The organism is Roseomonas sp. GC11 (assembly GCF_024437745.1).
Taxonomy (GTDB): Bacteria; Pseudomonadota; Alphaproteobacteria; order Acetobacterales; family Acetobacteraceae; genus Pseudoroseomonas.
In genome coordinates, this window is the sequence record NZ_JANFNY010000012.1 from 29,986 (window position 1) to 41,622 (window position 11,637).

An 11,637-nucleotide genomic window follows, 5' to 3' on the forward strand; every position below is an offset into this window, starting at 1 on the left:
CTGATGACAGCGACTGCTGCCGCGTCCGCCCATGCCGCCCTGCTGGCTGGGACCGGTGTCACCACCACCGCCCCTGTGCATGCCAACCTGACCGCGGCCGGGCTCTATGCCCACGCGCTGCGCCGCGGCGAGGGCCGGCTCTCGGCGGATGGCGCCTTCATCGCGGTGACCGGCCAGCACACCGGCCGCTCCGTGCAGGACAAGTTCGTGGCCGACGACCCCGAGGTCACCAACGAGATCTGGTGGGGCAAGGTCAACCAGAAGCTGGCCCCGGCCAGGTTCGACACCTTCACCGCCGATGTCCGCTCCTGGCTCGGCGAGCAGAAGGAGCTGTTCACCGAGGATCTCTATGCCGGCGCCGACCCCGCGCACCGCATCAAGGTCCGGCTGGTGACGACCAATGCGTGGCACGCCCTCTTCGCCCGCAACATGTTCATCCGCCCGCCGGTGGAGGAGCTGGAGAGCTTCACCCCGGACTACGTGATCCTGCACGCGCCGGAGATGGAGGCGAAGCCGGAGCATGGCGGCCGCGCCAACTCCACCACGCTGATCGCGCTGTCCTTCGCCCGGAAGATCATCGCCATCGCCGGCACCAGCTATGCGGGCGAGATCAAGAAGTCGATCTTCACGGTGATGAACTGGCTGCTGCCGGCCAAGGGCGTGCTGCCGATGCACTGCTCCGCCAATGTCGGCAAGGCGGGGGACACGGCGCTGTTCTTCGGCCTCTCCGGCACCGGCAAGACCACGCTCTCCTCCGACCCCGAGCGCGCGCTGATCGGCGATGACGAGCATGGCTGGTCGGACAAGGGCGTCTTCAACTTCGAGGGCGGCTGCTACGCCAAGGTCATCAAGCTCAGCCAGGAGGCCGAGCCGCAGATCTGGAACGCGTCGCACCGCTTCGGCGCCGTGCTGGAGAACGTCATCGCCGATGCGCGGGGCAACCTGAACCTCGACGATGGCAGCCTGACGGAGAACACCCGTTCCTGCTACCCGATCGAGTTCATCCCCGGCACGGCGCCGGGCGGGCAGGCCGGGCTGCCGAAGAATGTGGTGATGCTGACGGCCGATGCCTTCGGCGTGCTGCCGCCGATCGCCCGGCTGACGCCGGCGCAGGCGATGTATCACTTCCTCTCCGGCTACACCGCCAAGGTGGCGGGCACCGAGAAGGGGCTCGGGAAGGAGCCGCAGGCGACCTTCTCCACCTGCTTCGGCGCCCCCTTCCTGCCGCGCCACCCGGAGGTCTATGGCCGGATGCTGGCCGAGCTGATCGCCACCCATGGCGCGCAGGTCTGGCTGGTGAACACGGGCTGGACCGGCGGCAGCTATGGCACGGGCCAGCGCATGTCCATCCGCCACACCCGCGCCCTGCTGCGCGCGGCCCTCGATGGCAGCCTGGCCCATGCGACCTTCGCGACCGATCCGTTCTTCGGCCTCGCCGTGCCGCAGGACGTGCCGGGCGTGCCGCGCGAGGTGCTGAACCCGCGCGAGGCCTGGGCGGACAAGGCCGCCTATGACGCCACCGCCGCCAAGCTGGTCGCGCTGTTCGAGAAGAACTTCGAGACCTTCGCCAGCGCCGTGGGCGAGGATGTGAAGGCCGTCGCCCTGCGCGTCGCCGCGTAAGAGAGAAGGCTCAATAAGAGAAGGCTGGGGGAGACAGGGTCTCCCCCAGACCCCCGCCATCAGTCTGGCGTCCCGCCTGGACGGGAGACGGCGGCAGCCTGACAGAAAAAAGATGGGGGTCCGGGGGAATGCTTTCCCCCGGACTTTTTTTGACCCTGCCCGATGCCGCGCCGCGTCATGATTTTTCCATGGCGCCGGGCGGGCTGAGCGTTCATAACGCCGGGCGGGTGCGCCATCGCGGCCACCTGGACCCGCGAGCGTGCGGGAAAGACTGGAGGCTGCGCCGGGCGCGATCCCCCGCTGAGCGGGGGCGTGGCGGCGTTTCCGGCCACATGGGTGCGTTCCGCGGCAGCCCCCGCGGCCCCTCCATGCCGCCCGAGACGCCGAGTACCTCCCCGCAGGGGGAGGGTGAGACCCGGTCCGGCACTGGCACTTCCCGCATCGCTCATTTGACACCCCGCCGCCCGGCGGGGAACGCCGTGCCCGTGACGACGGGCCGCGATGCCACAGGGACTTTCATGTTCGAGAACTACTTCCGCAAGGACATCGCCTGGGGGGGCAAGACCCTCACCCTCGAGACGGGCAAGGTTGCCCGCCAGGCCGATGGCGCCGTGATGGCGCGCCTGGGCGACACCATCGTGCTCTGCACCGTGGTCGGCGCCCGCAGCGTGAAGCCGGGGCAGGATTTCTTCCCGCTCACCGTGAACTACCAGGAGAAGGCTTTCGCGGCCGGTAAGATCCCGGGCGGCTTCTTCAAGCGCGAGGGCCGGCCCTCCGAGTCCGAGACGCTGATCTCCCGCCTGATCGACCGCCCGATCCGCCCGCTCTTCCCCGAGGGCTTCCGCAACGAGGTCCAGGTCATCGCGACGGTGCTGTCGCATGACATGGAGAACAACCCCGACATCGTGGCGATGGTGGGCTGCTCGGCGGCGCTGACGCTCTCCGGCATTCCCTTCTTCGGCCCCGTCGGCGCCGCGCGCGTCGGCTATGTCGATGGCCAGTACGTGCTGAACCCGACGCTGGAGCAGACCAAGGCGAGCGCGCTCGACCTCGTCGTCGCCGGCACGGCCGAGGGCGTGCTGATGGTCGAGTCCGAGGCCAGCGAGCTGACCGAAGAGATCATGCTGGGCGCCGTGACCTTCGGCCACCAGGGCTTCCAGGCGGTCATCGAGGGCATCATCGAGCTGGCCGAGCGCGCCGCGAAGGAGCCCTGGGACCTGCCGGAGCCGGCCGCGGCCGAGGTGGCGCTGAAGCAGCGCATCGCCGAGATCGGCACCGCCCGCATGGCCGAGGCCTACAAGGAGACCCAGAAGCTGGTCCGCCAGGGCAAGGTGGGCGAGGCGAAGAAGGCGATCCTGGCGCAGCTCGCCGAGGAGGGCCTGGACACCGACATGGCCAAGGGCTTCCTGAAGGAGCTTGAGGCCACCGTCGTCCGCGACGCCATCCTGGACACCGGCCTGCGCATCGACGGCCGCGACACCAAGACCGTGCGCCCGATCGTGGCCGAGGTCGGCGTGCTGCCGCGCGCGCATGGCTCCGCCCTCTTCACCCGGGGCGAGACGCAGGCGCTGGCCGTGGCCACGCTGGGCACCGGGCAGGACGAGCAGATCATCGACAGCCTCACGGGCGAGTACCGTGAGAACTTCATGCTGCACTACAACTTCCCCCCCTACTCGGTGAACGAGACGGGCCGCATGGGCAGCCCGGGCCGGCGCGAGATCGGGCATGGCAAGCTGGCCTGGCGCGCCATCCACCCGCTGCTGCCGGAGAAGGAGAAGTTCCCCTACACGCTGCGCGTCGTCTCGGAGATCACCGAGTCGAACGGCTCCTCCTCGATGGCGACGGTGTGCGGCACCTCGCTCTCGCTGATGGATGCCGGCGTGCCGCTGAAGCGCCCCTGCGCCGGCATCGCCATGGGCCTGATCAAGGAAGACCGCGGCTTCGCCGTGCTCTCCGACATCCTGGGCGACGAGGACCACCTCGGCGACATGGACTTCAAGGTGGCCGGCACGGAGCAGGGCATCACCGCCCTGCAGATGGACATCAAGATCACGTCCATCACGCCGGAGATCATGAAGATCGCCCTGGAGCAGGCCAAGGGCGGCCGCCTGCACATCCTGGGCGAGATGGCCAAGGGCCTGACCGGCGCGCGCTCCGACGTCGCCGCCAATGCGCCCAAGGTCACCGTGATCAACGTGCCGAAGGAGAAGATCCGCGAGGTCATCGGCACGGGCGGCAAGGTGATCCGCGAGATCGTCGAGCAGACCGGCACCAAGATCGACATCGAGGATGACGGGACGATCAAGATCGCCTCGACCAGCCAGGAGGCCACCCAGGCCGCGATCGACCGCATCCGCGGCATCACCGCCGAGCCGGAAGTGGGCGTGATCTACAACGGCACCGTGGTGAAGACCGCCGAGTTCGGCGCCTTCGTCAACTTCCTCGGCGCCAAGGACGGCCTCGTCCACATCTCCGAGCTGGCCAATGAGCGCGTCGCCAAGACCACCGACATCGTCAAGCAGGGCGACAAGGTGAAGGTGAAGGTGCTGGGCTTCGACGACCGCGGCAAGGTGAAGCTGTCCATGCGGGTTGTCGATCAGGCCACCGGTGCCGATATCAGCGACCAGGTCGGCGCCCGCCGCCCGCGCGAGGATGGCGAGGGTGAGGGCGAGCCGCGCCGTGAGCGGCATGACCGCGGCGAGCGCCGCCCGCGCCGCGACCGCGACTAAGACCGGGATCAGGACCCGGATCAGGACCGGGACCAAGACGTGCGCCGGGGCAGCGATGCCCCGGCCCATGGGGGGCGGCAAGGCCGCCTCCCCTCCGCATGGCGCGGCCGGGGCATGCCCCGGGGCACGCCATTGGCGGCCAGCCGCAAGAGGGGGCTACGAAGCTGTCTCCTGTGGCGCTATATGACGCTCTCGTGATGAATGGCTTCTGGGGACGGTAGGCTGCGGTGAAGGCGATCAACGCGATCCGGATGGGCGGTGTGGACGTTCTGCCCCTCGTCGAAGGTGGCAAGGGCGTGGCCGTGTCCACGGGGGCTTCCTGTGGGGAATGGGCGGGCGCCGGCGGCGTCGGCACCTTTTCCGGCGTCAATGCCGACAGCTATGACGCGGATGGCCATGTCATCCGGCAGGTCTATCAGGGCCGCACCCGGCGGGACCGGCATGAGGAACTGGTGGCCTATGGCATCTCGGGCGGCATCGCCCAGGCGCGCGAGGCCCATGAGCGGGCCAATGGCAAGGGCCGCATCCACATCAACGTGCTGTGGGAGATGGGCGGTGCCGAGCGCGTGCTGCGCGGCGTGCTGGAAGGCGCCAAGGGGCTGATCAACGGCGTCACCTGCGGCGCCGGCATGCCCTACAAGCTGGCTGAGATCGCCCGCGAATTCAACGTCTTCTACTATCCCATCGTGTCCTCCGCCCGCGCTTTCGCGGCGCTGTGGAAGCGCAGCTACTCCAAGACGGCGGAGCTGCTGGGCGGCGTGGTCTATGAGGACCCCTGGCTGGCCGGCGGCCATAACGGCCTCTCCAACTCCGAGGACCCGGCCAAGCCCGAGGCGCCCTATGAGCGCGTGCGCAAGCTGCGCGAGCAGATGCGCCAGTTCGGCCTGGGCGATGTGCCGATCATCATGGCCGGCGGCGTCTGGTGGCTGGAGGAGTGGGAAGACTGGATCGACAACCCGGAGCTGGGTCCCGTCGCCTTCCAGTTCGGCACCCGCCCGCTGCTGACCCGCGAGAGCCCGATCAGCGACGCCTGGAAGCAGCGCCTGCTGGAGCTGAAGCCCGGCGATGTGCTGCTCCAGCCCTTCTCGCCCACCGGCTTCTACTCCTCCGCGGTGCGCAACGAGTTCCTGCGCGACCTTGAGGCGCGCAGCGAGCGGCAGGTGGCCTATTCGCCCGAGCTGCTCGGCGAGCACACGGCGGAATATGGCATCGGCCCGCGCAAGCGCCCCGTCTGGCTCGCCCCCGGCGACCGGGAGCGTGTCATCCACTGGGAGGGCGAGGGCTTCACCGAGGCGCTGCGCACCCCGGACAACACGCTGGTCTTCGTCACGCCCGAGCAGTCGCGCGAGATCCTGAAGGACCAGACGGATTGCATGGGCTGCCTCTCCCATTGCCGCTTCAGCAACTGGACGCAGCACGGCCCGGACTACACCAACGGCAAGAAGGCCGATCCGCGCAGCTTCTGCATCCAGAAGACGCTGCAGGACATCGCGCATGACGGCAGCATCGAGCACAACCTGATGTTCGCCGGCCACAATGCCTATCGCTTCGGGCAGGACCCCTTCTACTCGAACGGCTTCATCCCGACGGTGAAGCAGCTGGTCGAGCGGATCATGTCCGGCCGCTGAGCGGCACCGCTCCATCAAGCCTCGGTGAACGCGCCCGGCCCCCGGCCGGGCGTTTTTTTGTCAGGCTGCCGCCATCTCCCGTCCAGGCGGGACGCGAACAGAAAAAAGTTTTTTGGTTCTTTTTTCCAAAAAAGAACTCTTATTCCTTTTCCTCTGATTGTTTGTTTTCAATCCGCACCGGCTCCGCCGCATCCTCCAGCTCGACCTGCTCGATGCGCGCCCCGGTGCGGATCAGCTTGTCGGTGCTGATCTCGATCTGGCGGATATCGTCCTGGGCCTGGGCGAAATGGCTCTTGAGCCGGCCCACCCTCTCGCCCAGCCGGGCGACATCGCCCACCAGCTTCGCCACCTCCTCCTGGATGCGCCCGGCCTGGGCGCGCATCCGCACATCCTGCATCAGCGCCCGCATGGCCGAGAGCATGGCCCAGAGCGTGGTGGGCGAGGCGATATAGACCCGCCGCCGCTGGGCCTCGTCCACCACGGCGGCGAAGCCGGTGTGCAGTTCGGCGAAAATGGCCTCCGAGGGCACGAACAGAATGGCGCCCTCCGCCGTCTCGCCGGGGAGGAGGTATTTGCGCGCGATGTCGTCCACATGCCGGCGCATATCGGCGGCGAATTGCCGGGTGGCGATGGCGCGGGCCGGGGCGTCCTCCGCCGCGCGCAGGGCGTTCCAGGCCTCCAGGGGGAATTTGCTGTCCACCACCACCGGGCCGGGCGGGTAGGGCAGGCGGATCAGGCAGTCGCAGCGCGTGCCGTTGGAGAGGACATGCTGCCAGGAGAAGCCCTCCGGCGGCAGGCGGTCCTCGATCAGCTGGCGCAGCTGCATCTCGCCGAAGGCGCCGCGCGCCTGCTTGTTGCCCAGGATGCCGGCCAGGGTCGTCACCTGCTGGCCGAGCGCCTCCATGTTCTGCCGGGCGGCGTCGATCACGGCGAGGCGCTCATGGATTTGCCCGGCGGCCTCCTGCGCCTTCTGCGCCTGGGCGAGCAGGCTTTGCGCCAGCTTCTCGTTCTGCGCGGCCAGGGCGGCGTCCAGCCGCTCATTCTGCGCGGCGATCGCGCGCGTCATCACCGTGGCGGAGGCGGCGATCCGGTCGTTCTGCGCCAGCAGGGCGGAGTCGAGGCGGTGCACGGTCTCGGCCAGGCGGTCGGCGGTGAAGCCGGCCAGGCGCTCCTGCGTGCCCGCCAGGGCCTCCAGCTTGCCCGCCAGCAGGGCGAAGCCCTCCAGGGCGGTGTCACGCTGGGGGCGGCGGGCCAGCGCCAGCAGCACCAGGAGAAGGGCCGCGGCCAGGATCATCAGAAGCGCAGCGGGGATGATCCAGTCAGGCATCCGGGTTTCTCCAAGAATCCTCGCAGCTTAGCGCAAGCAGCGGGAGGGCGCTGCCCTCCCGCGCCCTCCCGCCGGGGGGACAGGGTCCCCCCGGACCCCGCCTTCAGGGTTGTCAAAATTCTCTAAATGGGGAAAAATTCTCTCATGAGAGAGAATCAGGCTGCCGATCCGCTGGAAGCGCGTATTGCCGCCCGCCTCGCCCGGCTGCGGGGGGAGCGCGGGGTGCCGCTGGAGCAACTGGCCGAGCGCACCGGCATCAGCCGCGCCACCCTGTCGCGGCTGGAGCGCGGGGAGGCCAGCCCTACCGCCGCCATGCTCGGGCGGCTGTGCACCGCCTATGGGCTGACCCTCTCGCGCCTGATGGCGGAGGTGGAGGAGGCCGCGCCCGGCTTCATCCCGGCCGCCGCGCAGGCGTGCTGGACCGACCCGGAGAGCGGCTTTCACCGCCGCGTCGTCTCGCCGCCGGGGGCCGGGCTGCGGGGGGAGATGATCGAGGGCCGCCTGCCGCCCGGGGCCGTCATCGCCTATGCGGCGGCGCCGCAGGCGGGGCTGGAGCACCACATCTGGCTGCTGGAAGGCGCGCTGGAGATGATGGTGGAGGGGGTGACGCACCGCCTCTCGCCCGGGGATTGCCTGCGCTACCGGCTGCATGGGCCGTCGCGCTTTCACTGTCCGGCCGGGGGGGGCGCGGCGCGCTACGTCCTGGCCCTCATCCTGCCCTGAGGAGGGGCCGCATGGTCATCGAGGAACTCACCGCCGACACCCTGCCCACCGCGCTGCCGGAGCTGGCGGCGCTGCTGGAGGATTGCGTGGCCGCGGGGGCCAGCATCGGCTTCCTGCACCCCATGGCGGAAGGCGAGGCGGCGGCGTGGTGGAGCGGGCTGGAGGGCAGCCTGCGCGAGGGTTCCCGCCGTGTGCTGGTGGCGCGGCGGGAGGGGCGCATCCTGGGCACGGGGGCGCTGGCCCTGGCCGGGCTGCCGAATGGCCGGCACCGCGCGGAGGTCTCGAAGGTGATGGTGCATCCGGGCGCGCGGCGCCAGGGCGTGGCGCGCGCCATCCTGTCCGGGCTCTACCGCCTCGCGCTGGCGGAGGGCCGCCACCTGCTGGTGCTGGACACCCGGGCGGGGGATGCGGGTGAGCCGCTCTACCGGGCCGATGGCTGGCAGGAGGCGGGGACGATTCCCGGCTATGCCCTGGCGAGCGAGGGCGGCACCGACCCCACGGTGTTCTACTACAAAACCCTCTAGGCGGGGTCCGGGGTGGCCCTGCCACCCCGGTGGGGAGGTCCGGGAGGGGCAAGGCCCCTCCTGGCCGGGGTCTCAGTGGCGGAAATGCCGCATCCCGGTGAAGACCATGGCCAGCCCGGCCTCATCGGCGGCGGCGATGACCTCATTGTCGCGGATCGACCCGCCCGGCTGGATGACGGCCGTGGCCCCCGCCGCCGCCGCCGCCTGCAACCCGTCGGCAAACGGGAAGAAAGCATCGGAGGCGACGACCGAGCCATGCGCCAGCGGGGCTTCCAGCCCGGCGGCCTTGGCGGCCTCGGCGGATTTCCAGGCGGCGATGCGGGCGCTGTCCACGCGGCTCATCTGCCCGGCGCCGATGCCGACGGTGGAGCCGCCCTTGGCATAGACGATGGCGTTGGACTTGACGTGCTTGGCGACGCGGAAGGCGAAGATCAGGTCCGCCATTTCCTGCGCGGTCGGGGCGCGCTTCGTCACCACCTTCAGCTCGGCGGGGGTGATGCGGCCGGCATCGCGCGACTGCGCCAGGAAGCCGCCGGAGACGGAGCGCAGGATGCGACCCGGCGCCGCCGGGTCCGGCAGGCCGCCGGTCAGCAGCAGGCGCAGGTTTTTCTTCCGGGCGAAGATGGCCTTGGCCGCCTCATCGGCATCCGGCGCCACGACGACCTCGGTGAAGATGGCGGAAATCTTCTCGGCGGCGGCGGCGTCCAGGGTGCGGTTGGCGGCGACGATGCCACCGAAGGCGGAGACGGGGTCGCAGCGCAGCGCCAGATCCCAGGCCTCGGCCAGCGAGCTGCCTTCCGACACGCCGCAGGGGTTGGCGTGCTTGACGATGACGATGGCCGGCTGGTCGAACTCGGCGACGCATTCGAAGGCGGCGTCGGTGTCGTTCAGGTTGTTGTAGGAGAGTTCCTTGCCCTGCACCTGGGTGGCGGTGGCGATGCCGGGGCGGTTGGAGCCATCGGTGTAGAAGGCGGCCTGCTGGTGCGGGTTCTCGCCATAGCGCAGGGTCTGCTTCAGCACGCCGGCGGCGGCGAGGCGGGGCGGGAAGTCCTGCTCCAGCTTCGCGGCGAACCAGGTGGAGATGGCGGTGTCATAGGCCGCGGTGCGGGCGAAGGCGGCCGCCGCCAGGCGCTTGCGGGTGGCGAGGCTGGTGCCGCCCTGGGCTTCCAGTTCCGCCCGCACCTCGGCCATCTGTTCCGGCGCGGTGATGACGGCCACGTCCTCGTGGTTCTTGGCGGCGGCGCGGGTCAGGGCCGGGCCACCGATGTCGATTTCCTCCACCGTCTCCTCATAGGAGGCGCCCTTCGCGACCGTCGCCTCGAAGGGGTAGAGGTTGGAGACCAGCAGGTCGATCGGCGCGATCCTGTGCGCTTCCATCTGGGCGACGTGCTGGGGCAGGGCGCGGCGGCCGAGCAGGCCGCCATGGATCTGCGGCACCAGCGTCTTCACGCGGCCATCCAGGATTTCCGGGAAGCCGGTGTGGTCGGAGACATCCACCACCGCCACGCCGTTGTCGCGCAGCAGCCGCGCGGTGCCGCCGGTGGAGAGGATTTCCACCCCCTTCGCGGCGAGGAAGCGGGCAAACTCGAGCAGCCCGGTCTTGTCATGCACCGAAATCAGGGCGCGGCGGATGGTCACGATGTCGGCCATGGCGGTCCAACCTTCCAGCAGTCTCGTCGCGCGGGGGCTTAGACCCTCACGTGCCCCCACTCAACCTTTCTTCCGGGCTGCCGCCGTCTCCCGGCACGGCTCTTTTTCAGGCTGCCGCCGTCTCCCGGCACGGCGGGCCGCGTTTGTCGGGGTGCCGCCGTTTCCGAGGGAGGCAGGGCGCTGCACTGAAAAAGTTTTTTTGGTTCTTTTTTTCAAAAAAGAACGTTTTCTTTCAACCTCTTCACGGAATTCCTGGCTTCAGGCTGACCCACCACGCCCCTTCGAGGGGCATGGCGGCGAAGCGCTGGTTGATCTCGGCGAGGGTGTCGGCGGGGTCGAGATCGGGGAAGAGACCGGGGCGGACCCAGCGGGCCATGGCCTCGAAGGCCAGGATATTCAGCGGCACGGTGTTGAAGTGGTTCCACACCGCATGGGCGCGCCCGGCGTGGATGGCGGAGAGGCCGGAGAGCGGCGGCGCCTGGAGCACGGTGGCGAGGGAGGCGCGGGCTTCCTCCCGCGTCAGGCCCGGGCCGAGGCGCACGGGATAGCGGGGCAGGCCGGTGGTGATATAGACCTCCGGATCTTCGGCCAGCACGGTTTCCAGGTGCAGCATGCCGCCCATGCCGGCGGCGGGCAGCAGGTCGCTGCCGAGGTTGCGGGCGCCCAGGCGGGTGACGAAGCTGCCCAGCCCTGACTGGTTCCACACCCAGCAGCAGCTTTCACTGCCGGCGAAGGCGTGCAGCAGGACGCGCGGCCCGGGCTGCCCGCTGGCGGCGACGCGCTCCAGGATGGCGTCGCGCCGCGCCTCGTGGAAGCGGGCGATGGCCTCCGCCTGTTCTTCCCGCCCGAGGGCCTGGCCGAGCAGGCGCAGGCTGGCCGGGGTGGCCCCCAGCGGATCCTGCGTGAAGTCGAGCACCAGGGAGGGGATGCCTGCCTGTTCCAGGGCGTGGATCAGGGCCTGCCCGGCGGGTGTTGCGGCCTGCCACCCCGGTAGGAGGGCGAGATCCGCCCCCAGGGAGAGGGCTTTTTCCACCGAGAGGCTGTCCTGCGCCGCGCTGCCCAGCAGGGGCACGGTGGCAAGGTGGGGGAAGCGTGCGGTGAAGGCGTCCACCAGGGCGGTGTTGATGCGCTTCAGGTCATCCACCCAGCCGGCGAGGAGGCTGGCCGGGTCCGGGTGGAGGAGGGAGAGGGCGACGAGGTCGAAGCCCGTGGCCAGCAGCAGGGCGCGGGCGGGGCGGGGGAGGGTGATGGTGCGGCCGGCGAGGTCGGTCAGCCGCCGGGGCCAGGCGGCGCCCTGCGCCCGGGCGGGGGGCGCCCTGAAGAGGGTGGCGCAGGGCTGTGCCAGCAGCAGGCCGGCGGTGAGGAGGGAGCGTCGGCGCGGCATGGGTGCAAGTAGACGCAATTAAGAATTAATGTCAACAACAGCCCCAGACCGC

Annotated in this window: 8 protein-coding genes; 5 read left to right on the forward strand and 3 right to left on the reverse strand. The window is 69.9% G+C overall.

The annotated features are described in order from the left end of the window. Window positions 1-3: 3 nt before the first annotated feature. From NON00_RS05615 to NON00_RS05625, 3 genes are all read left to right on the forward strand, one after another. Entirely contained in the window at window positions 4-1,620 is a 1,617-nt protein-coding gene (locus tag NON00_RS05615; RefSeq protein WP_256018315.1) for a phosphoenolpyruvate carboxykinase, read from the forward strand. Window positions 1,621-2,138: 518 nt separating this feature from the next. After that, window positions 2,139-4,349, forward strand: coding sequence for a polyribonucleotide nucleotidyltransferase (gene pnp, locus NON00_RS05620; RefSeq protein WP_256018417.1), 2,211 nt, complete (start codon window positions 2,139-2,141; stop codon window positions 4,347-4,349). Between the two features lie 227 nt (window positions 4,350-4,576). Beyond that, a complete protein-coding gene (locus tag NON00_RS05625; protein WP_256018318.1) occupies window positions 4,577-5,977 on the forward strand; it encodes a nitronate monooxygenase in 1,401 nt (466 codons plus the stop codon). Window positions 5,978-6,116: 139 nt separating this feature from the next. On the opposite strand, the gene NON00_RS05630 is transcribed toward NON00_RS05625, so the two are convergent. Then, window positions 6,117-7,304: a DNA recombination protein RmuC gene (locus NON00_RS05630; protein WP_256018321.1), complete on the reverse strand. Its 1,188-nt coding sequence runs from the start codon at window positions 7,302-7,304 to the stop codon at window positions 6,117-6,119. A 144-nt stretch (window positions 7,305-7,448) separates the two neighbouring features. On the opposite strand from NON00_RS05630, the gene NON00_RS05635 reads away from it, so the two are divergent. Beyond that, window positions 7,449-8,027 (forward strand): helix-turn-helix domain-containing protein, encoded by a 579-nt coding sequence (locus NON00_RS05635; protein WP_256018324.1) that lies wholly within the window; start codon window positions 7,449-7,451, stop codon window positions 8,025-8,027. A gap of 11 nt (window positions 8,028-8,038) precedes the next feature. Further along, window positions 8,039-8,551 carry a GNAT family N-acetyltransferase gene (locus NON00_RS05640; RefSeq protein ID WP_256018327.1) on the forward strand — a complete coding sequence of 171 codons (513 nt, stop codon included), beginning with the start codon at window positions 8,039-8,041 and terminating at the stop codon, window positions 8,549-8,551. A gap of 72 nt (window positions 8,552-8,623) precedes the next feature. Here the strand turns inward: NON00_RS05640 and purH are convergent, their stop codons facing one another. Together purH and NON00_RS05650 are read right to left on the reverse strand one after the other, a co-directional pair. Then, window positions 8,624-10,201, reverse strand: a complete 1,578-nt coding sequence (purH, locus tag NON00_RS05645; RefSeq protein WP_256018330.1) for a bifunctional phosphoribosylaminoimidazolecarboxamide formyltransferase/IMP cyclohydrolase — start codon at window positions 10,199-10,201, stop codon at window positions 8,624-8,626. Window positions 10,202-10,442: 241 nt separating this feature from the next. Beyond that, window positions 10,443-11,585: a ferrichrome ABC transporter gene (locus NON00_RS05650; protein ID WP_256018332.1), complete on the reverse strand. Its 1,143-nt coding sequence runs from the start codon at window positions 11,583-11,585 to the stop codon at window positions 10,443-10,445. Between the last annotated feature and the right edge of the window lie 52 nt (window positions 11,586-11,637).

Bases quoted from the DNA above. Each gene is read 5' to 3' on its own strand.
- NON00_RS05635 (WP_256018324.1), top strand. From the start codon at position 7,449: ATGAGAGAGAATCAGGCTGCCGATCCGCTGGAAGCGCGTATTGCCGCC.
- NON00_RS05630 (WP_256018321.1), bottom strand. From the start codon at position 7,304: ATGCCTGACTGGATCATCCCCGCTGCGCTTCTGATGATCCTGGCCGCG.
- NON00_RS05650 (WP_256018332.1), bottom strand. From the start codon at position 11,585: ATGCCGCGCCGACGCTCCCTCCTCACCGCCGGCCTGCTGCTGGCACAG.
- NON00_RS05615 (WP_256018315.1), top strand. From the start codon at position 4: ATGACAGCGACTGCTGCCGCGTCCGCCCATGCCGCCCTGCTGGCTGGG.
- purH (WP_256018330.1), bottom strand. From the start codon at position 10,201: ATGGCCGACATCGTGACCATCCGCCGCGCCCTGATTTCGGTGCATGAC.
- NON00_RS05640 (WP_256018327.1), top strand. From the start codon at position 8,039: ATGGTCATCGAGGAACTCACCGCCGACACCCTGCCCACCGCGCTGCCG.
- pnp (WP_256018417.1), top strand. From the start codon at position 2,139: ATGTTCGAGAACTACTTCCGCAAGGACATCGCCTGGGGGGGCAAGACC.